Source organism: Paenibacillus diazotrophicus (assembly GCF_042610465.1).
Genome location: NZ_JBGJZN010000001.1, coordinates 1743547 through 1767936, shown reverse-complemented (window position 1 = coordinate 1767936; position 24390 = coordinate 1743547). Strand labels below are relative to the sequence as shown.

The following is a 24390-nucleotide window of genomic DNA, read 5'->3' as shown; positions in this document are numbered from 1 at the left end:
GCGACCCATCCCTTAGTTGGTGGAGGTTCGCCTTTTTTTATTTCAAGAAACTATTGACAGAAGGCCATATAGGGAGTAAATTAACTCTTGTTAAACGCCGTTTAAAACACTGATCAGACAAGTGGACGGGGAAGGAGAACATACTCACACCTATGACTAGAACCCATAACATAACAGAACCTTCAGACAAGGATACGAAGCAGACGATACTTGAAGCAACAGTGGAACTGATCCGGGCAGAAGGGTTTGGTTGTGCCACCATGCGTAAAATAGCCGCCAAAGCAGAGACGAATCTGGCGCTTGTTAATTATCATTACGGCTCCAAGGAGAAACTGCTGGCTGATGCGGTAAGAATGCTGCTTGCTACATTTGATGGCGCCTTTGAAGTTCTGGAGGATGATACTTTGCCCCCAAGGGAACGTCTTAAGCTGTTTTTTACACGATACATTGAAGAACTCAAGCGCTATCCTGGATTGGCCAGACAAATGCTTGATCAGAGACATCATATCATGAGTTCCCTGGATGAATATTCCCGTTATTGTAAAATGATGCGGCTGGAAAAGATTTTGCAGGCGATTCAGGAAATCACCGGAGAAGAGGACAAAAATAAGCTGATGATGATGCAGCTTCAGATATACGGAGCAGTGGTCTTTCCAGTTATTATGGTTGCGAGCCTGCCTGGGGACAATACGGATTTCATGCCGGTCTTTAATCCTCCGCCCCTTGAGGAGCAGATCGACGCGTTATTCGAACGTTTTTTTCATTAATACTATACAAATAGAGAAATGAGTGGAAAATGAATGCCGAATTCAATGAATGCGAAAGTTGCTTCTGCTGAGCAGCCTTTCTCACTAAGAGCCATACTGCCGCCGCTGCTGGCCATTATCGTAGGGATGATCATGGTTATCCTTGACGGTACAGTAGTCAATGTAGCTGTACCCAAGCTGGTGGAATATTTCAGTACTGATCTCAAAACCGTACAATGGGCAATAACAGGATATACTCTTGCCCTGGCTGCAGTCATCCCGCTTGCCGGTTATATGACGGACCGGTTCGGTTCGAAGCAGGTATTTGTGTCAACGGTCGCCATGTTCGTGCTGGGATCTATGCTATGTTCATTAGCGCAAACTTCAAGTCAATTGGTGCTTTTCCGTGTCATTCAAGGTCTGGGCGGGGGTATGGTTGCCCCAATCGGGATGGCGATGGTCTTCAGACTGGCTCCACCGGAACGAAGAGGATCTATCATGGGTCTGCTAGGTATTCCGATGCTGCTGGCTCCAGCGCTTGGTCCTATATTGTCTGGATGGCTGGTGGAATATGTGAGCTGGCACTGGATCTTTCTGATCAACTTGCCAATTGGCATCGTTGGAATCATTCTCGGGATTAAATATTTGCCCAAAACAGAAAAGAAGGGCAAAGCCCATCTCGACATTCTGGGAATTATTCTGGCTCCGGTAGCCTTCTCCATGCTAGCTTACGGTGTGAACCAGGGCGGCGCCGAAAGCTGGTCCTCTACAGGTGCGATTGTAGGTTTGTCTGTGGGTGGTGTTGCACTGGTGTTGTTTGTTATCGTAGAGCTGCTTCATAAGCATCCGCTGCTGGAACTGCGTGTATTCCGCTCATCCGACTTCACCCGGGGGATTATTCTCAGCTGGGTGACACAGGCTGCATTGTTCGGCTCCATGCTGTTCGTACCGCTATATCTGCAGCAGATTCGTAATTTTACACCGCTGGAAACCGGTTTGATCCTGCTTCCGCAAGCTCTTGCTTCCGGGATCGGTATGCCGCTGGGTGGACGTCTGTTTGACAAGATTGGTGCACGTCCATTGGTGTTTATCGGTCTAAGTATTATTTCAACCGCACTCTTTATGCTATCGGGTGTGACTGTAGATACTAGCCTGCCGTTTATTATGTCTTGCCTGGCGATGATGGGTCTTGGCATGGGTCTGTCGATGATGCCGGTCAACACACATGTGCTGAACTCGGCACCGCGTGAATGGGTGAACCGGGTAACGCCGCTTACCGCCGCTGCCCAGCAAGTTGTGGTATCCTTTGCCGTGGCTGGAATGACCGGTTACCTGACCAGTCAAATTACAGTTCATATGGGTAAAATGGCCGCAGGCGCAAATCCTCTATCCGCCATGGTACTCGGATTCAATGATGTGTTCTTCTTCTCAGCCTGCATTGCTGTGGCAGGTGTAGTAATCAGCCTGATTCTCCGCAAGCCGAAAGTTGGCGCTGCCCCGGCTTCGCCGGAAGCTGAAGCTGTTGATCCTGCAATGATGATGGGACACTAAGCAAAATTGTTCAGATTAGTGTTAAGTTAGTACAAAAAGCCGCTGCAGCTTGTTGCTGAGCGGCTTTTTGCTGTTAAGTGCTGTTGTTGATTCAGACTGAACTTATTATAGATTGGCCCGCCGTTTCCTGTGCAGCTTGTAGGTAGAAGGAGCGAAGTGTGCTTTACTAAGCAATTCTGAGGCGATGATCCCCAGTAGCACAAGCGCCGCACCGGTGTAACCTTGCATCGACAGCTGTTCTCCGGCGAACCAATAACCGAATAGAGCAGCGAATACGGGCTCCATCGAGAAGATCAATCCCGTACGGGTAGGTGTCGTGTATTTCTGGGCTACAGGTTGAAGTATAAATCCACAGGCGCTGCAAAAGATGCCAAGTGCCAGGATCGCAATCCAACCGGATAGAGAAGAGGGTAGAGCAGGCGTCTCGAATAAGAATGACAAGATCAGTGCGAAACCTCCGGCGAAACCAAGTTGCAGAATACCAATATTCAGACTGTCGCAGGTCTTAACCGCTTTACCTGTTACCAGAATCTGCACAGCGTAGAATACAGCGGATAGAATACAGAGAACATCGCCAGGTCGCATGTGTAGAGAAGAATTCAAGGTGAGGAGTCCGATTCCGGTAATCGCCAGAATAGCTCCAAAGATTTGGGGAGGAGCGATTTTTTTCCTGAATACGAGCACATCAATCATCGGCACAAAAATAACAGTCAATGCGACAAGAAAACCGGCATTAGAAGTGGTCGTAGTCTTCAAACCAAAGGTGATACAGGTAAACACACCAAGAAGCAGAAATCCTAGCAGTGCACCATACTTCAGCGTTGTTGCATCTATGGCTTTGAACCGTTTGTGAAATAGGATCGCTGCCAGAATAAAAGCAAGTCCAAAACGTAAAGCAATCAGATTGAATTCCCCGAGCGACCCTAGTCCCATCTTCATGAACATATAGGAGGAGCCCCAGAACATGGTTACTATAAAGAGCATCAGCTCAGCCTTGAGCGGCTTCATTCAATCATCATCCTTCATCATTTCATGTAGCAAGCCACTATAGTATAATATGGTGGATTGCATAAGTTAACTGAATGTTTATCATACAATACATGAGAATTACTAATGTATACCCGGAGGTGACAACCAGTTGAGTATTAGCAAGTATGAAGTATTCCTTAAGGTTGTGGAGCTGGGCAGCCTGACCCGGGCCGCAGAGGTGATGGGCTTCACCCAGTCCGGCATCAGTCATACGATCTCCAGCCTGGAGATGGAATTTGGTTTCGCTCTGCTCGTCAGAAACCGTTCCGGGGTGAAACTGACAGTCAACGGTGAGCAGGTGATGCAGCCAATCCGTGAAATGATCAAGTGGAACGAGCAGTTGAAGCAGCAGGTTGCTGACATTCATGGACTCGAGACAGGAACGATTACTATTGGTACCTTTACAAGTGTTTCTGTACACTGGCTGCCGGGAATGATCAAGCAGTTCCGCAAAGAGTACCCCTATATCGAATTTAAGCTGATGGAAGGCGGTTATCTGGAAATTGAGCAGTGGATTGAAGCTGGAATGGTCGACTGCGGATTCATCTCGCTACCTACCCGGGAGAGATTCGAGGTTATTCCACTCCAGCAGGACAGAATGCTGGCGATTCTTCCCAAGGATCACCCCCTGAGCGGGGCACCCTATATGCCGCTTGCACAGATCGCTTATGAGGATTTCATTATTCCGAAGGCAGGTTCGGACTATGATGTCAGACGTGTGCTGGACAAGGCGGCAATTAAGCCAAATATCAAATTCTCGGCCGGAGATGATTACGCCATTATAGCTATGGTTGAAAACGGACTGGGTATCAGCATACTGCCGGAGCTTGTCATTCAGCGCCAAAATCATAACGTAGCTATGCTGGAGCTTGAAGAGCGCAGCTTCCGTTCACTGGGTATCGCCGTGCATTCACTGAAGTATGCTTCTCCGGCGACCAAGCGGTTCTTGAAACATGTTCAGTCCTGGTTACAATAAACCGACTAATCGAATTACGGATTTGGTGATTGACGCCAACCGTGCTCTGTGAGAAAATGTACGCGTGTACATTTGGATAGACTTCATGAAAGGATGATTGCTATAGCAAGCCGCAAAGAGGTTGCCGAGCGTGCCGGTGTTTCAGAAGCGACGGTCTCCCGTGTGCTGAACAATGTCGGTCCGCTGAAGGAGAAGACCAAGGAACGTGTGATTGCAGCAGCACGTGAATTGGGCTATACGCCAAGCTCACTTGCCCGCAGCTTTGCCCGCAGGCGCAGCGGGAATCTGGGTGTAGTCATGCCTTATCTGCCCAAAGCCCGGCTGTTCTCCGCTTACTACTTCTCCGAAATTCTAAGCGGAATCGGGAGCCGGGCAAGAGAAGAGGGCTATGATCTGCTGATGATCTTCCGTGATGCCGATGAGCCGCTGGATTATTGTGGGCTTTTCCGGATGCGCAAGGTAGATGCCTGCATAGTGCTGGGTGCCAAAGAGGAGGCTGGAGAGCTGGAAGCACTCCGGCAGCTGAAGAAGGAGGGGCATCCCTACTGCCTGATTAACCAGCATTATGAAGGCGAATCCTTCCATGAGGTGGATGCCGACCACGTCGAAGGCTGCCAGCTTGCGGTGAAGCATCTGCTGCAGCAAGGCTTCACACGTATAGGTTTCCTAAATGGTCCTCAGGCATATTCAAACAGCCGTGACCGGCTGGAAGGGTATTTACGGGCGCTGCAGCAGGAGGGGATTCAGGCGGACCCCTCGCTTATGTTCGAAGGGAATTTCAGCAGAAGAAGCGGAATGGCTGCCGCGAAGGCCATATGGGCTCAGCTTGAGCATATCGATGCAGTGGCAGTAGCTAATGATCGGATGGCCATTGGACTACAGCAAGGCCTGCGGGAATTAGGGGTTACCATAGACCGGATGCCTGCGATCGTCGGATATGACGATTCGGATGCCGCCGAGCTCACATCCCCGGCCCTCAGCAGCGTCCGGGTCCCTTTTTATCAGCTGGGGGAAATTGCTGCAGCTAAAGTACTTGAACTTCAGGAGAGCGGAGGCGTGGATCTCGGGAATAGCATGATCCGCGTGAAGCTTCCAACCAAGCTTGTTGTTCGTGATTCATCATTAAGATCAGGAGGGATTCAATGAAACAGCTTCGCATCGGAATGATTGGATACAAGTTTATGGGCAAGGCCCACAGCAACGCCTACCGCAGTCTGCCGATGTTCTTCCCCAAGGCTCTAAAGCCGGAGATGTCTGTACTATGCGGACGGAATGCCGGGGCACTGAAGGAAGCTGCTGAGCAGCTAGGCTGGCAAGAGACTGTAACGGATTGGAGAGAACTTGTTAGCCGTGACGATATTGATTGGATCGATATCAACGCCCCCAGTGATGCTCACAAAGAGATTGCGCTGGCTGCTGCGAAAGCAGGCAAGCATATCTTTTGCGAGAAGCCTCTGGCACTGACGCTTGCGGATTCCCGTGAAATGCTGAAGGCGGCTGAGGCAGCCGGCGTTATGCATATGGTGGGCTTCAATTACCGGTTTTCACCGGCTGTGCGGCTGGCCAAACGGCTGGTAGAAAGCGGACGGCTGGGCCAAATTTATCATTTCCGCGCATGGTTTCTGCAAGACTGGATTCTGGATCCCGAATTCCCGCTGGTATGGAGGCTGCAAAAGGAGATTGCTGGTTCGGGTTCGCATGGCGATCTCGGGGCCCATCTGATCGATCTTGCTCATTATCTGGTTGGGGATTTGAAAGAGGTTATCGGAATGAGCGAGACCTTTATCAAGGAACGGCCATTGGCGGCAGAAATGACAGGTCTTAGTGCCAAAGCAAGTGCGGGTGCCCCAAGAGGTCCTGTTACTGTAGATGATGCTACGTTGTTCCTGGCGCGTTTTGCAAACGGTGCCATAGGCAGCTTTGAGGCTACACGCTTTGCTGCTGGACACCGCTCTACCAATTCCTTTGAGATCAACGGCAGTCTCGGAAGTGTGAAATTTGATTTTGAACGGATGAATGAACTGGAAGTGTATCTGACCTCTGACGAGGAGGATGTGCAAGGATTCCGGCGGATTCTCGCCACCGATCCGGCTCATGATTATGCGGAGGCCTGGTGGCCGCCGGGTCATACCATTGGTTTTGAACATACATTTATTCACGAATTTCTGGAGTTGTCTTCAGCGGTAGCCGAAGGCCGACAGCCTGTGCCGAATTTTCATGATGGGGTGAAATGCCAGGCGGTACTGGAAGCAGTGGAGCGTTCGGTGCAGGAACGGCGATGGGTAGAACTGTCCGAAATGTAAGGATACTTAAATCTATGGTTGTGGAGAAGGAGTGACAATGATGAAAAAAGCACTAATCGTATGGGGCGGTTGGGATGGACATGAGCCGGAGCAGGTTGCCGGAGTTTTTGCGTATATTCTTCGTGAAGCGCAGTATGAGGTAGAAGTTGCAAATACATTGGAAGCATTCGCTGATAAGGAGAAGCTGCTGGGGCTGGATCTGATCGTACCGGTCTGGACGATGGGGGAAATCTCACAGGATCTGGTCAACAACGTATCGGCAGCCGTACAGAATGGGACTGGGCTGGCGGGCTGTCATGGTGGAATGTGCGACTCTTTCCGGACCAATGTAGATTGGCAGTTCATGACAGGTGGTCAATGGGTTGCCCACCCAGGCAATGATGGAGTCCAGTATAAGGTGGAGATCAGTCAAAGCTCCAGTCCGCTGACGGCAGGTATTGAGGATTTCGAAGTCACATCCGAGCAATATTATCTGCATATTGATCCGGCCGTGGAAGTGCTTGCGACAACAAGATTCCCGGTTGTGCAAGGGCCGCACGCAGCGAACAAAGCAGTTGATATGCCGGTAGTCTGGACCAAACGCTGGGGTCAGGGGCGTGTATATTACAATTCGCTCGGCCACCACGCGGATATTGTAGAGCTTCCTCCTGTACAAGAATTGATGCGTAGAGGACTGCTATGGGCGGGAGATGGCAAAGCAGAAGCAGCAGGGAGTGCCGGACAAACGGAAGGTGCCGAATACAGCGGCATGGCGGACAGCCAATTATAGGGCGGGAGCGAACAGGACATGGATAAAGTAAAGGTTGGCATCATCGGTTGCGGCAAGATAAGCAGCATCTATATGGAGAATTGCCAGAAGTTCGAGATTCTGGATCTTGCAGCCTGTGCGGACATGGACCGGGACAGAGCAGCAGAGCAGGCAGCTAAGTACGGAATTCCTCTCGTGTATACGGTTGACCAACTTCTGGAAGATCCTGAAATTGAGATTATAATCAACTTAACCATCCCTGCGGCACATGCTGATATCAGTCTGCGGGCGCTAGAAGCCGGCAAGCATGTCTATGTCGAGAAGCCGCTCACGGTTACAAGAGAGGAAGGGCGCAAGGTGCTGGAAGTGGCTGATGCCAAAGGTCTGCTGGTTGGCAGCGCCCCGGAAACCTTCCTGGGAGCCGGGATTCAGACAGCACTAATGCTGATTGAGGAAGGTGTCATTGGCCGCCCGGTTGCGGCGACATCATTCATGTTAGGCAGAGGGCATGAGCATTGGCATCCCGATCCGGAATTCTACTATGCTGCGGGAGGTGGGCCTATGTTCGATATGGGTCCGTATTATTTAACCGCCCTCGTGCAGCTCCTTGGGCCTATCCGCATGGTAGCCGGCATGACTGGAAAGGCGATGGAGGAACGTACCATAACGAGCGAGAAAAAGGCCGGACAAAAGATTCCGGTCGACATTCCAACTCATGTTGCCGGAACGCTGCAATTCAGCAGCGGTGCGATCGCTACGCTGATCACCAGTTTTGATGTGTTTGGCGGCAGTGAATTACCGCCGATAGAGATCTACGGCACAGAAGGAACATTGCAGGTACCTGATCCGAACACGTTCGGAGGTAAAGTCAGATACCGCAAGACGGGTGAAAGTGACTGGCAAGAACAGCCGCTTCTTCCAGGCTACGATCAGAATACCCGCGGGATCGGTCCTGCAGATATGGCCTATGCTATCCGCAGCGGACGCCCTCACCGTGCCAGCGGCGAATTAGCTTATCATGTACTGGAAGCCATGTGGGCTTTTCATGATTCCTCTGATTCGCAGTGTTTCTATAAGATGGAGAGCACTTGTGTTCGTCCGGCACCTCTTCCTCAAGGACTTGCACCTTATACACTCGATTAATAGAGTTGATAGTACCAGTAAAACACCGTTCACAGATCATGAACGGTGTTTTTTTACATGAAGTGAAGCGTTAGAGCCACCCGGATATAGGAACAAGAGCCGATATCACATGAACAAGACTTTGGTGAGATTAGCTAACCCTACTTTCTCGCGCCTGAGGGTGTAATCCCCTTATACTGTTTGTACAGTTTCGTAAAATAGTTAGGATTATCGCAGCCGACTTTGCCGGCGATTTCCGTTACCGTGAAGTCCGTTTCCAGTAGTAACCGTTCCGCTTCTTCTACCCGGCAGAGGTTCACATAATCGATAAAGGTGCGTCCGGTCAGCTTTTTGAAGGTTTTACAGAAATGGTATGGATTGAGATTCACGAATCTGGCTGCAGACTCAATGGTTATTTTGTCGTCATAATGCTGTTCCAGATATTCAAGCAGGGGTTTGAAGCGTTCCTGGTTAATGGAGTGGCGTTCCCTGTGATACCGTTCTGATAGTTGCAGGGGCGGAAAAGTCCGCGAGAGCAAGATTAAGAACAGATGCAGCTGATTTTTGACCACCAATTGAAATGCCGGTCCCTCCTCCTGAACCTCTTGAATGATCGCGTTAAGCAAAGGGTAATAGCTGCTGCATACAGGGTTCTGTTCTACAGGCTTGACAGGGAGATGATACAAGTTATTCAAATAAGGGGCTACATATAGTTCATGCTGCGAATCCTGATTCCGGTCCTTGAACAAGGAACCATGGAACACTATGGACACAAAAGCAATATCTCCGCTGATCAAGCTGTAACCGACATGGAGACCCCCGGAAGGCACTAGAATCACATCACCCGGCCCGGCTTCATAAGGTTTGCTGTCAATATGAAAGATGGCTCTGCCTTGCTGCATCACAATGATCTCGAAATGCTCATGCCAGTGTAAAAAAAGAATGTTCTGCTCAGTCTTGGCATCCAGGCATTGATTGAAAAACAAGCGGAACGGGTAGGTTTTTTCTTCAAGCTGAGGATATTCCTTCAGTTCCTTTGGATAGGTCACAATCACATCAACTCCCACAATATTCAGCTATTTATGCACAAGATAAGAAGAGATTTCGCTACAAATGCGCTATATACTTGGATTGCTGAACTTACTATAAACCAATATTGGAGTGGTATACAAGATGCACGAAGACATTAGAATCGGAACACTTGTCGGGGCGCCGGATGCCGTCCGTGTGATTCCCCAAATCGTTAAGCATGGTTTTGAATCCTTCAGCCTGACGTTCTGGCAGACTACAGGTGAAACAGATCTGGTGGAGACCGCAGCACGGGTTCGTGAACTGGCCGCTGAACATCATTTTGTCATTTCCTCTGTGGGAATCTTCGGGAATCCGTTGACGGGAACGGGCGGCAATGCCGACACCCTGGCGAGCTGGGAACGTCTGATTGATCATGCCCATTTATTCGGTACAGATATGGTCTCCGGATTCACAGGCAGACTGACCGGGCAGACAATTGACGAATCGATACCGAAATTTGCAGAAGTATTCGGTGAACTATCAAAACGAGCTGCTGACAAAGGACTGCGGATAGCTTTTGAGAATTGCTCCATGGATGGAAACTGGCAGTCGGGGGATTGGAATATTGCCCACAATCCTATAGCCTGGGAGAAAATGTTCAACGCCGTTCCGGCAGACAACCTCGGTCTGGAGTGGGAGCCCTGCCATCAAATGGTTGCGCTGATCGATCCGATTCCACAACTGCGTAAATGGACGGACAAAATATTCCATGTACATGGCAAAGACGCAACAATCGCTTGGGATGTCGTCAAAGAGTATGGCATTCATGGTCCCAAGCCTTATGTATGGCACCGGACTCCGGGTTTCGGTGACACCAATTGGACGGATGTAATCACCATTCTGCGGCAGGCTGGTTACAAGGGCACCATCGACATTGAAGGGTGGCATGATCCCGTATACCGGGATGAGCTGGAAATGACCGGTCAGGTCCATGCGCTGAATTATTTGAAACATTGCCGCGGTGGGAGCTTCATCCCTAATCCGGTCTAATAGCAGAAAGCGGGGAAGCATATATGACTGCAATATACCGTGTAGCCGTCGCCGGCTGCGGAGGAATGGCTAATGAATGGATTAGTTATGCTATGAAGCGTTCTGATGTAAGTATTGTCGCACTTGTGGATATACGGCTCGAAGCAGCAGCAGATATGGCCAAAAAGCATGGACTTAATTGTCCGGTATTCACCGATATTGCTGAAGCCATAGATATTACTGATGCCAATCTCGTCTTTGATGTAACCGTTCCCGGCAGCCATTATTCGGTTGCCAGCACAGCGCTTGAACGTCAATGCGATGTGTTCAGCGAGAAGCCGCTGGCTGAGACGATGGAGCAGTGTAACGCCATTGTGGATTTAGCAGAACGGTCCGGACGCAGCCATGCCGTCATGCAGAACCGGCGGTATGATCCCCGTATACGCTCCCTTCGCCAACTGATAGAAGGGGGCAATATCGGCCGGATTGGCTATATCGGAGCGAGTTTTTTTCTGGCACCGCATTTTGGAGGGTTCCGGGATATCATGGAAAGCCCGCTTCTTCTCGATATGGCGATACACACCTTTGATCAGGCCCGTTACATCAGCGGTGCAGACCCCGTTACGGTGTACTGTCAGGAATTCAATCCTCCCGGGTCCTGGTATGCTGGGAATGCTTCCGCAGTATGTATCTTTGAAATGTCGGACGGCTCGGTCTTCAGTTATCAGGGCTCCTGGTGCGCTGAAGGCGCCCCAACTTCATGGGAAGCCTCATGGCGGGTTCAGGGTGACAAAGGAACTGCCGTCTGGGACGGCGAAGGAATGCCCTACGCCGAGAAGGTTCAGGAAAGTGTTGCGGATGGTAAATTTATTCGTGATTATGAACGCGTAGAAGGTATAGCTGTCGAGATGAAGGAAACCTTCCATCAGGGATGTCTTGAGGAGATGTTCCTGGCTCTGGCAGAAGGCCGCCCGGCTGAGACGGACTGCCGTGACAACTGCTACAGCATGGCCATGGTGTTCGGAGCACTGGAGAGTTCCCGGACGGGAAAGAAAGTAGACCTGTCCAGCTTTATGCGTAGTAGTGAAATGAACATGCAGCGACAATAGCTGAAGAATCCAGTTTTTTACTAGGAATAAAAGGGGAATTTGACGCTTTGAGCAGGAGCATATTTCTGTCCAAAGCGTTTTTTTGCTGTTTCAGGCTAAGTATTTATCGCCGAAAGTCACAAATATCCATTTGGTTATATCAGGAAGGTAAGCTCGGGTTCGTCTCTTTGATTGTGGATGCGGTCAAGTCTTGGGAGGCTGACGGAAATACGTGGGATGTGAATGGCGAAAGACTAAATAAATGATGAAGAGGCTGACTGCAGATATTCTCTGCTGAGTCAGCCTCTTTGGTAAAGTTCTGTAGAAGGAACTAAAAACCTTTATATTGAGGTTCCTCATTCTCCAGTTCAGTCACGCGTGATTCTACCTGATCTACAATCTGCTGCGTCTGTTGAGCTGCATTGGTGAACAGGGTCTTAGCTTCTTTATTCTGAGTTTCCATGGCGAATTGTTCCAGGCTGGCCTGGGCACTCTTCAAAGAGGAGACACAGGTTTTAACTTGTGAGGCTACAGTCATTTCATTATTCCTCCTTTGGATGGCGGTGCGGTTCGCGAAATATTATTTGCCGAGGTGCTGGAATGTATACTCTCCCGTACGATTAGAAAATATTTTATGGTTATTCCCGCACCGTATGACAAATAATGAATGTTAATGATATGAATACAGGTTAATGGGAGGCTACAAAAAATGCCGGAATGGTTTGAGGTTGTATGGCGCACTTTTTTTGCTGTGGTCATGCTCTTCTTTTTGACGAAGCTGCTTGGTAAAAGGCAGGTATCTCAGCTCTCGTTCTTCGAATATATCACAGGGATTACTGTGGGCAGTATTGCTGCGTATATCTCGTTGGATACCGACAAGACTTGGCATTTGGGGATTATAGCACTGATGGTCTGGGTTGCTTTCTCACTGGGAATTGAATATCTGCAGATCAAGAGCAAAAAGGCCAGAGATTTCATTGATTTCAAATCGACTGTGCTCATCAAGGACGGTAAAATCCTTGAGGAGAATATGAAAAAAGAAAGGCTGTCGACCGACGAATTATTGGAGGAGCTGCGGAAAAAAGATGTCTTCAAGGTTGCCGACGTAGAATTTGCCATTATGGAGTCGGATGGGGCGATAAACGTTCTGCTTACCCGTGAGAACCAGCCTCTTACACCCAAGCATCTTGGGGTAAAGGTAGCCCCGGAGCAGGCGACTCAAGCCGTAATTATGGATGGGGTTATTATGGATGAACCGCTGGATACTCTAGGATTGACACGCGGCTGGCTACAAGGTCAGTTGGAAAAGCTTAACCTGACCCCGGAAAATGTATTTCTGGGACAGGTGGATTCGTATGGAGAACTTACCGTGGACTTGTACGCGGACGGTGTAGAGGTTCCTAAGACTCAGGAAAAACCACAGCTCTATGCACTGCTTAAGAAGTGTGAGGCGGATTTGGAGTTGTTCAGCTTGTCTACTAACAATGAACAGGCGAAGAAGATGTATGGGCAGTGTTCCGAACAGCTGCAGAATCTTCTGCAGAAGCTGAAGCCATTTGTCCAAAGCTGAGCCCAGTGGTATTGGGATAACACATCAATAAGATCCGTCTAACAAATTGTTCAGACGGTTCTTTTTTTGCCTGAAAGGCATGTTAATTCACATATTTGTAATATTATGCCTAAAAAAATCTCTGTACAATTACAAATATTTACTTATAGTGGATAGTAGGTTGACTTCTGCAAAAAAAAGAATTTTGCAGCAATCTGCATGTCATCGGTCAAGGAGGAGTGCGATCGACAATACATCTGTGGTTCGTAAGGAAGCAATGGGAATGTAAGAATGCAACAGCTGCAACAGGCTCTGAAAATACAAAATACTCTGGAGGTAAATGTTAACGTGAAAATAAAAAAGAGATTTGCCTTTACCGCATGGATTGGGCTTTCTGCAGTACTGGCTTTTGGCGGTTTGCAATGGGGCATCCCTTCCGCACAGGCAGCAAGCATCTTCAGTGATGATTTTGAGTCTGGCAATGCCGGCAATTGGAATAATACTACAGGCACGTGGTCTGTGGTACAGGATGGCAGCTCTCATGTATATTATCAGTCCAGCAGCTCTGAAGGGCGCACCTCCGCAGGCAGCAGTACATGGAGCGACTATAGCGTCCAGGCTGATGTTAAGGTCGATAATTTTAACGGCAGTAACCGTACTTATGTATGCGGGCGTTATACGGATGGAAATAACTATTATGCTGCTTCCATATCCAACTCGAACGGCGGCACACTCGAAATCCGCAAAAAATCGGGTGGTGCAAGCACTACACTAGCAGCGAAGACTGATTATGCTATCACAACAGGAACAGTGTATTCTGTGAAGCTTGAAATGAGCGGAGACTCGCTTAATATGTATGTGAATAATGTGCTGCAATTAAATGCACACGATAACATTTTGACATCTGGAGGAATTGGATTAATTGCATACAAGACTGCTGCCAAGTTCGATAACGTTATTGTAAGCGGTACCAATGCAATTCCGACAGCTGCCCCAACTGCTACAGCAACTGCAGTGCCGACAGCTAGTCCGACAGCGGCCCCTACAAAAACACCAATACCTACATCAACGCCTTCACCAACAGCAACAGTAGCGCCTACCGCAACTCCAACGGTCACTCCAACAGCAACCCCGGTTTCGGGTGCACTGTATGTAGCACCAGATGGTACAGCCAGCAACCCGGGAACCATAGGCAGCCCGACCACTCTTGGATCGGCAGTGACCAAAATTGCTGCAGGCGGAACCATCTATTTGCGGGGCGGCACGTATTCCTTCTCATCACCGGTAACCATTGAGCGGGATAATAGCGGTACATCCGGCTCTCGCAAGAATATTGCTGCATATGGAAGTGAAAAGCCTGTGCTTGATTTCTCCGGTGAAAGCTTTGCTTCCACTGAGCGCGGGCTGCAAATCTTCGGCCATTATTGGTCTGTAAAAGGTCTGGAGGTCAAAGGAGCCGGTGATAATGGGATTTTCATCGGAGGGAACTATAATCTTATTGAGAATGTCGAGACTCACCATAACCGGGACTCCGGGCTGCAAATCAGCCGCTACGCCTCTACAGCATCCAGCATGAGCGATTGGCCAAGTTACAACCAGATCATCGGTGTCTATTCTCATGATAATTTCGACCCGGATAACGGTGAAGATGCGGACGGTTTCGCCGCCAAACTGACCCTCGGACCCGGCAACGTATTCGATAAATGCATCTCTGCCTGGAATACGGATGATGGGTGGGATCTATATACCAAATCAGATACCGGTCCTATTGGCATTGTAACGATCAAGAACAGTATCGCGTACAAAAATGGCCAAACTTCGGATGGCAACACAACCACGAGCAGTGATGGTAACGGCTTTAAGCTGGGTGGAGATTCTATCGCGGTCAACCATATTGTAACGAACAATGTTGCCTTCCAGAATAAGAAACACGGTTTTACTTATAACAGCAATCCAGGTTCGATTCAATTAACTAATAATACTTCCTGGAGCAATGGGGCGAGCAACTTCGCTTTTGATGCTGGTACTCATATATTTACGAATAACCTAAGCTTTGCCGGAACCTCCAGCGATAAAACAAGTGGGACCGATGTTTCCAGCACCAATGTCTGGTGGAAGAGCAGCGCCAGTACCAATGCTAAGGGTCTTGTGGCCAGCAGCACTGATTTCTTAAGTCTGACTCCTTCCGTCGTCCGGAATACAGATGGCTCCTTCAGCCTTGGGAATTTCCTGAAGCTGGCCGCCGGCAGCGATCTGATTGGTTCCGGTACACCAAGTGGTACCAATATTGGTGCCACCAATAAATAGGTGAAAGTCTGGGCTTACAACGTCGCTCTGACTGAGATATACGATCGGACCTCGTTTTTCTATTGCCGTTGACAGCGGTATACTATAGTGGATTGGGATTTATATATTTTCTAATAGGGAGGCTGCTGTCAATTATGGAATATGTGAAGCTTGGTTCTACCGGACTTGAGGTCTCAAGAATTTGTCTGGGATGTATGAGTTACGGAATTCCGGAACGGGGAAATCATTCCTGGACGCTAAATGAGGAGATGAGCAGACCCTTTATTCAAAAGGCGCTGGATCTCGGCATTAACTTCTTTGACACAGCTAATGTGTATTCCGATGGAACCAGTGAGGAGATTGTCGGCAGAGCGCTAAAAGATTTCGCTGCACGTGACGAGATTGTACTTGCAACCAAGGTACATGGAACCATGCGTCCGGGACCTAACGGTGGGGGACTATCCCGTAAAGCAATTATGAGTGAAATTGACCATAGCCTGAAGCGGCTGGGAACGGATTATGTAGATCTGTACCAAATCCACCGGTGGGACCCGGCCACGCCGATCGAGGAAACCATGGAGGCCCTGCATGATGTGGTTAAGGCGGGTAAGGCCCGTTACATCGGAGCTTCCTCTATGTATTCCTGGCAATTCCTGAAGGCGCTACATGTCGCTGAACGCCATGGTTGGACCCGGTTCGTATCCATGCAGAATTATGTGAATTTGCTCTACCGTGAAGAGGAACGGGAGATGCTGCCGCTTTGTGAAGCGGAAGGCATCGGTGTAATTCCCTGGAGTCCGCTTGCCAGAGGACGTCTCACCCGTGAATGGGAGGAGACCAGCACCCGGTCAGCATCCGATGAATTCGGTAAGTACTTGTACTCCAGAACCGAAGAAGCGGATCGTACTGTCGCGCTAAAAGTCAAGGAAATCGCAGAAGAACGCGGAATTCCGCGGGCCCAGGTAGCACTCGCGTGGGTATTGCAGAAGAAGCCGGTGACGGCACCGATTGTAGGAGCCACGAAGATGGAGCATTTAGAGGATGCTGCAGCAGCGGTCTCGATCCGGCTGACACCGGCTGAGGTGAAGCGGTTGGAAGAACCGTACATTCCGCATCCGGTAGTAGGGTTCAGCTGAATACGGTAATTCCTAAAAAGACAACAGAGCAGCGATTCTCCGGACATTTTGGAGAGTTGCTGCTCTGTTTTTTTAGTATAGTATTCCAATTTATTGGCATACTACATTCAATTCCCAGCGGAATCTCAAGGAGGTATTACAGGTGGCAGAGAAAAGTATGCTGGAGGCTATTAAAGAGCAGCTTACGGACTGCAGTGATGCAGTATATCAATCCATTAATATATACGGACATGCCTGTATGCTGATCTATATTCCTTCTATTGTAGATACGCTCAGCCTGCAGGAATTTGTCTCCACACCACTTAAGGCGGAGGCGAATGCCGAGCCGGATTGGGCACGATTTTTGGAACGGCTGGATCACGGTTCTGCTTTTGCCATTCCTTATATCAGAGCTTATAAGTTGGATCGTGCGGTAGAGCTCATCGTAGGCGGCAAAGCAGTGCTCTCGATTGAGGGTCTTCCTTATGTTTATTATTTTGAGATTACGCATTATCAGAAAAGAGCGGTCTCCGAATCGCAGAATGAGCTGGTGGTTATAGGGCCTCAGGAGGCCTTTATCGAGGATGTGCAGACGAACCTGTCTTTGCTACGACATAAGATCAAACATGCAGATTTGAAGACCCTGCATTTCTCTATCGGCAGGTATACGAAAACAGATGTGTATCTGGTCTACATTGAAGGGCTGTGCAAGCCGGAAATTGTGGATGAGTTCACGAAAAAGCTGAGGGACATCACAGTGGACTCTGCGCTTGGCATAAGCAATGTAGCAGAGCAAATAGAGAAGGGCCAGTATTCACCCTTTCCTTTATTTCAGTATACAGAGCGTCCGGACTCGGTTGCGGCTTCTCTAATGGAAGGACGGTTGGGCTTGCTGCAGGACGGGACACCTTCAGCTTTACTGACACCGGTAACCTTTTTTTCTTTGCTGCAATCCTCTGAAGACTATTATCAGAACTTCTATGCAGGAAGCTGGATTCGATTGGTCCGATTCTTTTTCTCCATGATATCTATCCTGCTGCCGTCCTTATACGTGGCTATCACAACTTTTCACAGTCAGATCATCCCCTCAGATCTGCTGATTACCATTGCTGCTGCGAGGGAGAATATTCCGTTCTCCGCCTTGACGGAGGCCTTGATTATGGAGCTTACGTTCGAAGCGCTTAGAGAGGCCGGCACCCGGATCCCCAAGCCTGTAGGACAAACTGTATCCATTATTGGCGGGATTGTAATCGGACAGGCTGCTGTCCAGGCTGGGATTGTATCGGCTCCCATGGTTATCGTTGTTTCTATTACAGGCATCGCATCTTATATTATTCCCCATCTTGAGCTGGGTTTAACATTTCGACTACTCCGCTTTGTGCTGCTGATTCTCGGCGGAACGATGGGGCTGCTTGGCGTATTTGTCGCAGCATTTGTAATTTACGCACATCTGGCGAATCTTAGATCTTTCGGCACTCCTTACCTGCAGCCGATTGCCCCACTTGTCTTCCAGGATTGGAAGGACACATTGCTTCGTGTGCCTTCTCCTTTTATGACGAAAAGAAGCACTTCGTTCACGAACACTAAAAATGAAAAGAGGCAGAAATGAAAATGAAGCTCTTTAAGCTGGTTCTGAGCGTTGTACTGCTCCTGAATCTGGCTGGCTGCGGATCCAAAATTGAACTGGATGAACTCATCTTTATATTTGGTCTCTATATTGATGTGGGAAAAGAACCGGGAACGGTTGAAGTTTCGATCAGCTCGCCTTTGCCCAACCGTCTGCTCTCCAGCACACAATCGGGGGGCGGAGACGGCAAATCCTATTCTATGGTAACTAAGACGGCTGCAAACATTACGGATGCTGTTATTTTAATTCAAAAAGACTTGTCCCGCAGGCTGGAAATCTCTCATATCAAGGTGGTTGTGCTGGGGAAGGAATACGCCAGTCAGGGGATAGAGGAGGCTCTGCAATGGTTCAAGCGTCAGCCTGAAATCCCGCTTGGAACATATATGATGACGGCTCCAGGCAAAGCGAAGGAAGTAGCCCAGCTATCGGCTATATTTGAGCAGTTGCCCGACCAGGTGCTGATGAATTTTTCGGAGGAGAACCTTCTGTATGCAACTACAATTAGAGACTGCTTGCTGGCAGAGTCCTCGAATATGGGCTATGCCATGAATTATCTCTCATTTGGACATAAGAGTGGCCAATCGGACAAGGGCGAATCTTTACATTGGGCAGGCATTCAGGGAGTTGCGCTGTTTCAGGATGGCAAGATGCGGGCTACTTTGCAATTTAGGGAGGGCAGGGCACTTGCCTGGGCAGCGGGAAACTTGGCGGGACAACTAGCTCTGCCCGAGTATACGGTTAGCTGGGATGGAGACGATCCGGGTCGAGCAACCGCACTGTTCTTAAGCAACAAATCATCGATAAGCTCCAAATTAATAGATGGAGAACCGGTTTTCTATGTAAAGCTGAAGGGGAAAATAAGCATCACTAACTTCAAAGACTCACAAGGCCGGAAGGCGATCTTACTTAGCTACGTTATGCTGGAGAAGATTCAGGATAGGGTAATGAAAGAGGTTTCCGATTCTATCCGTGCTACACAGGAGGCGGGAACGGATGTACTGCAATTGGGCATGCAGCTGGAATGGAATTATCCGGACCTATGGAAAAAGCTCAGGGAACACTGGGCAGATTATTATGCGCATGAGGCACAAATTAAGGTACAAGTAACCTTTCAGATTCAGGATGTTGGTTCGGGAAAATAAAGAATAGTCAAAGGAGATTTTATGCACACATCGAAATGGCAGTTGTTCAGATTCAGCCTGGTTTATCTGAGTTCCCAGACCACTATTTTCCTGATTCCTGTACTCGTGGATACTTCTGGTTATCAAGGATGGATTGCGCTCATCGGCGGCGGATTTCTGAGCCTGATCATTCTGTTCTTTACTATGCAGGTAGGCTGCCTGAGAAAAGACCAGGGATGGATTGAATTTGGCAATGAGATTATGGGGAAATGGGTACACAGGCTGATGGTGCTGATGCTGTTATGCTGGTGTATTTATTATACTGCTTTAGATATTGAGAACTTTGTCCTGTTTTTTGGCTCTAATTATATGAGGGGAACCTCGCCGATTTTCATAATAACCGTCATAGGACTCGTAATCATGTACTGTGCGACTCTAGGATTGTCTACAATTATCTGTATGGCGGATGGAATTTTTTTGATTTTTTTCGCTGCTATTCTTTTATCCGTCTATTTATTTATTCCATATGCGGATTTCTCGATGTTACCGGCCTTCCTGCATTATCATGATCCCGGCCTTGCCATCAATGATTCTATTTCAACAATGTCATGGTTAGCGGAATGGGTCGTATTTCTCTTCGTGGCACCGGAGTTTAAAATCGGGATCAAGATGCTAAAAAACCTGGCTGTAACCGGGATATGCCTCCTATTCATCATATTATCTGCATGGGTGCTGACCATGCTGAATTTTGGCCCGCACTTGGGCAGTGAGCTGCAATATCCTTTTCTGGATATGATCCGCAGTTCCTCGCATCACAATATTCTCGGGAATATGGACCCTATCCTCATTGGGATCTGGTCGGCTTCAATGTTCATTCACGGATCATTTTTGATGTATATATCTGCCAAATGCGCTATGTACCTGACCCATCAAAAAGGGCGGAAGTATATGGTTCCTCTGTTAATGGGTTGTTCCATGATCATAGCTTATTTGTATTCCATTAATAATACAATAATATACTATAGAGATTTCAACGCTAATCTGACCATCTACCTGTGGCTATTCGTCGAGTGCATCCCAGTCTATTACTACATCGTTGCAGTCATCCGTTCCAAGATCAGTCCGGCTGTCAAATAACCGCAGCGACTTATCTATTATAAATTGGATGCGCTTTCTGGTATGATTAAGCTTTAACACATACCTAAATATGGAACGGATGGTGTTATTCTTCATGATGCTTCAGGAAGCGAACGCACTAATACAAGCAATAAGAGTCAATCTGGCTAAAGTTATTGTCGGCAAAGATGAAGGGGTAGATCTGCTCTTGACCGCCCTGCTGGCGAACGGACATGTACTACTGGAGGATGTGCCGGGTACGGGTAAAACATTACTCGCCAAAACATTGGCACGCTCGCTGGACTGCTCCTTCAAGCGCATCCAGTTCACTCCAGATCTGCTGCCTTCGGATCTTAGCGGAATCAATTATTATAATCAGAAAACAGGCGAGTTTCAGTTCCGTCCTGGTCCCGTCTTCGCCAGCATTCTCTTAGCGGATGAGATTAACCGTGCAACTCCTCGGACCCAATCCAGCCTGCTGGAATGCATGGAGGAACGGCAGATTACCATTGATGGTCTGACTCATGAGCTGGAAGCGCCTTTTCTTGTCATTGCTACACAGAATCCAGTGGACAGCCAGGGAACCTTCCCGCTGCCGGAAGCACAACTGGACCGGTTCCTGATGAGGGTCACCACAGGTTATCCAACCTATGAAGAGGGAGTTCATATTCTTCAAAGATTCCGCGGGAATAATCCTTTGCAGGATACAGTAGCTGTAGCTACCGGACGTGATATTCAAGAACTGCAGAGGCTTGCCGCAGATGTTACAGTCAGTGATGATCTTCTGGGTTATATGATTAGCATTATTGAAGCGACTCGCAAAGCTCCTGCAGTCAGACTAGGCGCAAGCCCCCGTGCGAGCTTCGCGCTGCTTCGTGCTGCCCAGGGGTACGCACTCCTCCGGGAAAGGGATTATGTACTGCCCGATGACATCAAGGCAGTAGCGATACCTGTGCTTGCCCACCGTCTGCTGATGCAGCGCGGCCCCGGTTCCCGTGAAGGACAGGCGGCAGAGCTTGTGCAGCAAGTACTACGTGAGGTTGAGGTTCCCGCTGAGCCTTTAACGGCCGCCAGAGGTGGAAGGGTGGACTAAATCATGACACTGCCCTGGTTTATCATCAGCACGCTACTGCTGATGCTGTTCATCTCCGCGGTTTATCAGCGAAATGCTCTGAAGAAGGTGAATTATACCCGTTATTTCTCTTCTGATGCGGTGTTTGAGGGAGAAACAGTCGAGATGGTGGAAGAGATCAGCAATGGCAAGCTGCTGCCGCTGCCCTGGCTTCGTCTGGAGTCCAGCATCGCCCGGGGGCTCGAATTCGGAAGTCAGGAGAATCTGGGCATCAGCAGTGGTGAAATCTATCAGAACCATTTGAGCCTATTCTACCTACGGGCTTTCCGCCATATCAAACGTACACACAAGGTCCGCTGTCTACAGCGCGGGCTGTTCCGTCTGGATACGGCTACCATGATCACTGGGGATTTGTTCGGACTTAGCCGCAGCACCCAAACCTTCCCCTTACAGCTTGAACTTATGGTTTTTCCTATGTTGGTGGACTTGTACGAGCTGCCTCTTCCTGTACACAGCTGGCTGGGTGAGCTCCCTGTCAAGCGTTGGATTGTTCAGGACCCATTTCTTACAGCAGGCACACGTGAATACAATCCTGGCGATTCGCTGGGGTCATTGAACTGGAAAGCCACAGCCCGTACCGGCCGGATGCAGGTTCACCAAAAGGAATTTACGGCTGCTTCAAGGCTTGTGATCTGCCTAAACATGGAGATCAGCGATTCCATGTGGAGAACCGTCACGGATGTGGAGCGGATTGAGCTTGGCATTCGTTATGTCGCTACGGTAGCAGATTATGCCATTGGACATGGTATCGAAACCGGCTTCCTCAGTAACGGAAGGCTGGATGGAGGCGGTGCGAATGATCCGGTAGATGCTGAACCTATGGGACGGCTGGATGACATTCTAGGATTACTGGCAAGGCTGCAGCTGGATCGGACAATGCCAATGAGCAGATTGCTGGAGCAGGAAGCGGAGAAAGGAAACACCGACTCAGATTACCTCATTATTTCCTGTCACCTCGGTCCTGAACTTCAGCAGGCAGCCGAACAGCTAAGACTATCCGGGAATGGTGTAGAGTGGCTGCAAATTCCTGTGGAAGGGAGGGAGATTGTATGAGGCTGCAAGCTCCAAAACACTTGAAATATACATTGCAGCTCTACCTGACATGTATTGTAGAATGGCTGCTGTTCCTCCCTGTATGGATCGTGTTACAGAAGTATTTGCAGTCCGGTTCTGCGTTGCTGCCATGGATCTATACCCTGCCGCTCATATCCATGGCGGGAGGGACGCTTCATCAGTTCTGCGACCGGAAGTGGAAGCAGCTCTTGGCAGCACTTCTGCTTGGTGTGCTGGCTGGAATCTTATCAGGATCATTTTCATTAGAAGAAATCCCATTATATGCAGGTGCTATGATATCAGCCTATCTTGGCATAACTGCCGGGAGCCGTAGCAACAGGATTAGCATATATATAGCTGGGCTTGCAGTATATTTTGTAGCTGTAATTGCTTTCGATCGTATTCCACTGCTTCAGCCAAGTGTTACAGAATTGACCTGGAGCGGCAGTCTCTGTCTAATTCTGGCCCTCTTGGATTCTAACACTAGTCACTTGCATTACAGCTCATTCACAGGAGCCGGTTCTCCTCTTCCGGGAGGGATTCGCCGGCATAACCGCTTGTTTGTTCTTTTGTTCATTGCAGTGGCGGCGCTACTTGCAGCGGGGGCAGGCAGAGTATTGGGACTATTAATTTGGCGTGCCGTGAAGGTCTTCTTCGGCTGGGTGAGCCGGCTGTTCTCCGACTCCGATGAGCCGGCGCCGGAGCTGGATGCTCCGCCACCTGTAATGCCTGATATGCCCCCAGGCGATACTCATGAGCCTGGACTGCTGGCGATAATTCTGAATGTTGCTTTTTATGCCATTGGAGCAGCGGTGTTGATCATAATATTGTATTTGGGCCTACGATGGTTATACCGCAATACAAGTGGAGTGTGGCGAAGACTCATCGACTCTGTGTTAGCCTTACTCCGCAGAGAATCACCATCGACCAATACCGCATATCAAGATGAAGAAAAAAGTATTTTCACCTGGGAGAAGACGGTTCAAGGCGTAAGAGAGTACTGGCGGAACCGTACAACTTCTGCTTCCAGGCGGGACCGCTGGGAAGGTTTGAACGGAGGGCGTGAGCAGACCCGCTGGCTATACCGCCACTGGCTGAAGAACAAACGTGCTCAAGGTTACTTGCAGAGGAGCTATCTTACCCCTCAGGAGACTCTGAAAGATGTTGAAAAGTGGAGTGTGAGCCAGAAAAGCCAGCATAGACATTCAACAATTACTGCTGACGCCACTTCCGATCAGCTTCTCCAGTTCTATAATCAGGCCAGATATGGGGAGACTGAACCTTCGGAAGCAGAAGTACTAAAGCTGAAGGAAAAGCTGAAGTTATAGCCGTTTCAGAAACAGCAACGGGAGGAAGAGAGAGTCCATGGTTACCTATTTACGTGGAGAACTGGCAAAGGCAGCGAAAGTCAATATTGAAACGCTCCGGTACTATGAGAAGCACGGCTTGCTTCCCCAGCCGCAGCGGACGGTCTCGGGTTATCGCAAGTATACAGAGGAGGCACTCACCCGGATCATTTTTATACAGAATGCCAAGAATTGCGGATTCACGCTGCGTGAAATCAAAAAAGCACTGGCTAAGTCGGAGGAAGGAAGTATAGGCATTACAGATTTCATTATGGCCATTGAGCGGAAGATGATTGCTGTGGATCTGGAAATTGCCAAACGTGAGGGTACCAGACTGCTTCTGCAGAATCTGAAATTAAACCTTGAATCTGCGGAACATCATCCCGGTGTGAAGGAAACCCTGCAAATTCTTAGAATGGATACATAAAAATTCGGGAGGCGT

General features: G+C 48.9%; 22 protein-coding genes. 19 read left to right on the top strand and 3 right to left on the bottom strand.

Going from position 1 to position 24390, the window contains the following annotated elements:
- The first annotated feature begins 152 nt into the window (after positions 1-152).
- Together ACAN54_RS07985 and ACAN54_RS07980 are read left to right on the top strand one after the other, a co-directional pair.
- Positions 153-767, top strand: coding sequence for a TetR/AcrR family transcriptional regulator (locus ACAN54_RS07985; protein ID WP_379152782.1), 615 nt, complete (start codon positions 153-155; stop codon positions 765-767).
- 45 nt (positions 768-812) lie between these two features.
- Positions 813-2297 (top strand): DHA2 family efflux MFS transporter permease subunit, encoded by a 1485-nt coding sequence (locus ACAN54_RS07980; protein ID WP_379152780.1) that lies wholly within the window; start codon positions 813-815, stop codon positions 2295-2297.
- A 105-nt stretch (positions 2298-2402) separates the two neighbouring features.
- Here ACAN54_RS07980 and ACAN54_RS07975 read toward each other — a convergent pair whose 3' ends face one another.
- Positions 2403-3305 carry a DMT family transporter gene (locus tag ACAN54_RS07975; RefSeq protein WP_379152778.1) on the bottom strand — a complete coding sequence of 301 codons (903 nt, stop codon included), beginning with the start codon at positions 3303-3305 and terminating at the stop codon, positions 2403-2405.
- A 130-nt stretch (positions 3306-3435) separates the two neighbouring features.
- Between ACAN54_RS07975 and ACAN54_RS07970 the strand changes: the two genes are divergently transcribed.
- The 5 genes from ACAN54_RS07970 (at position 3436) to ACAN54_RS07950 (ending at position 8496) form a co-directional block, all read left to right on the top strand.
- Complete coding sequence (locus ACAN54_RS07970) at positions 3436-4302, top strand: LysR family transcriptional regulator (RefSeq protein WP_379152776.1); 867 nt, start codon at positions 3436-3438, stop codon at positions 4300-4302.
- A 93-nt stretch (positions 4303-4395) separates the two neighbouring features.
- Positions 4396-5448 (top strand): LacI family DNA-binding transcriptional regulator, encoded by a 1053-nt coding sequence (locus ACAN54_RS07965; RefSeq protein ID WP_379154159.1) that lies wholly within the window; start codon positions 4396-4398, stop codon positions 5446-5448.
- Positions 5445-6605: a Gfo/Idh/MocA family protein gene (locus ACAN54_RS07960; protein WP_379152773.1), complete on the top strand. Its 1161-nt coding sequence runs from the start codon at positions 5445-5447 to the stop codon at positions 6603-6605. Before ACAN54_RS07965 ends, ACAN54_RS07960 begins: the two co-directional genes overlap by 4 nt.
- 40 nt (positions 6606-6645) lie before the next feature.
- Entirely contained in the window at positions 6646-7374 is a 729-nt protein-coding gene (locus ACAN54_RS07955; protein ID WP_379152771.1) for a ThuA domain-containing protein, read from the top strand.
- 18 nt (positions 7375-7392) lie between these two features.
- On the top strand, positions 7393-8496 hold the full coding sequence (locus ACAN54_RS07950) for a Gfo/Idh/MocA family protein (RefSeq protein ID WP_379152769.1): 1104 nt from the start codon (positions 7393-7395) through the stop codon (positions 8494-8496).
- A gap of 140 nt (positions 8497-8636) precedes the next feature.
- Here the strand turns inward: ACAN54_RS07950 and ACAN54_RS07945 are convergent, their stop codons facing one another.
- The gene (locus tag ACAN54_RS07945) at positions 8637-9524 is read right to left on the bottom strand and encodes a helix-turn-helix transcriptional regulator (protein ID WP_379152767.1); all 888 of its coding nucleotides are present in this window, start codon (positions 9522-9524) and stop codon (positions 8637-8639) included.
- 124 nt (positions 9525-9648) lie between these two features.
- On the opposite strand from ACAN54_RS07945, the gene ACAN54_RS07940 reads away from it, so the two are divergent.
- Both ACAN54_RS07940 and ACAN54_RS07935 read left to right on the top strand, forming a co-directional pair.
- Positions 9649-10536, top strand: coding sequence for a sugar phosphate isomerase/epimerase family protein (locus tag ACAN54_RS07940; RefSeq protein WP_379152765.1), 888 nt, complete (start codon positions 9649-9651; stop codon positions 10534-10536).
- 23 nt (positions 10537-10559) lie between these two features.
- Positions 10560-11624, top strand: a complete 1065-nt coding sequence (locus ACAN54_RS07935) for a Gfo/Idh/MocA family protein (protein ID WP_379152763.1) — start codon at positions 10560-10562, stop codon at positions 11622-11624.
- Between the two features lie 310 nt (positions 11625-11934).
- Here ACAN54_RS07935 and ACAN54_RS07930 read toward each other — a convergent pair whose 3' ends face one another.
- On the bottom strand, positions 11935-12141 hold the full coding sequence (locus ACAN54_RS07930; RefSeq protein ID WP_379152761.1) for a DUF1657 domain-containing protein: 207 nt from the start codon (positions 12139-12141) through the stop codon (positions 11935-11937).
- Between the two features lie 171 nt (positions 12142-12312).
- On the opposite strand from ACAN54_RS07930, the gene ACAN54_RS07925 reads away from it, so the two are divergent.
- From ACAN54_RS07925 to ACAN54_RS07880, 10 genes are all read left to right on the top strand, one after another.
- Positions 12313-13173, top strand: a complete 861-nt coding sequence (locus tag ACAN54_RS07925; RefSeq protein WP_379152759.1) for a DUF421 domain-containing protein — start codon at positions 12313-12315, stop codon at positions 13171-13173.
- A 993-nt stretch (positions 13174-14166) separates the two neighbouring features.
- Positions 14167-15459, top strand: coding sequence for a right-handed parallel beta-helix repeat-containing protein (locus ACAN54_RS07920; RefSeq protein WP_379154157.1), 1293 nt, complete (start codon positions 14167-14169; stop codon positions 15457-15459).
- Between the two features lie 134 nt (positions 15460-15593).
- Positions 15594-16574, top strand: coding sequence for an aldo/keto reductase (locus ACAN54_RS07915; RefSeq protein ID WP_379152757.1), 981 nt, complete (start codon positions 15594-15596; stop codon positions 16572-16574).
- Positions 16575-16731: 157 nt separating this feature from the next.
- Positions 16732-18162 carry a spore germination protein gene (locus tag ACAN54_RS07910; protein ID WP_379154155.1) on the top strand — a complete coding sequence of 477 codons (1431 nt, stop codon included), beginning with the start codon at positions 16732-16734 and terminating at the stop codon, positions 18160-18162.
- Positions 18159-19322 carry a Ger(x)C family spore germination protein gene (locus tag ACAN54_RS07905; protein WP_379152755.1) on the top strand — a complete coding sequence of 388 codons (1164 nt, stop codon included), beginning with the start codon at positions 18159-18161 and terminating at the stop codon, positions 19320-19322. Before ACAN54_RS07910 ends, ACAN54_RS07905 begins: the two co-directional genes overlap by 4 nt.
- A gap of 21 nt (positions 19323-19343) precedes the next feature.
- Positions 19344-20438, top strand: a complete 1095-nt coding sequence (locus tag ACAN54_RS07900) for a GerAB/ArcD/ProY family transporter (protein ID WP_379152753.1) — start codon at positions 19344-19346, stop codon at positions 20436-20438.
- A 94-nt stretch (positions 20439-20532) separates the two neighbouring features.
- Positions 20533-21510 (top strand): AAA family ATPase, encoded by a 978-nt coding sequence (locus ACAN54_RS07895; RefSeq protein ID WP_379154153.1) that lies wholly within the window; start codon positions 20533-20535, stop codon positions 21508-21510.
- 3 nt (positions 21511-21513) lie between these two features.
- Positions 21514-22602 (top strand): DUF58 domain-containing protein, encoded by a 1089-nt coding sequence (locus ACAN54_RS07890; protein ID WP_379152751.1) that lies wholly within the window; start codon positions 21514-21516, stop codon positions 22600-22602.
- A 20-nt stretch (positions 22603-22622) separates the two neighbouring features.
- A complete protein-coding gene (locus tag ACAN54_RS07885; protein WP_379152749.1) occupies positions 22623-23930 on the top strand; it encodes a hypothetical protein in 1308 nt (435 codons plus the stop codon).
- A 37-nt stretch (positions 23931-23967) separates the two neighbouring features.
- Positions 23968-24375 carry a MerR family transcriptional regulator gene (locus ACAN54_RS07880; protein ID WP_379152747.1) on the top strand — a complete coding sequence of 136 codons (408 nt, stop codon included), beginning with the start codon at positions 23968-23970 and terminating at the stop codon, positions 24373-24375.
- Positions 24376-24390 lie beyond the last annotated feature (15 nt).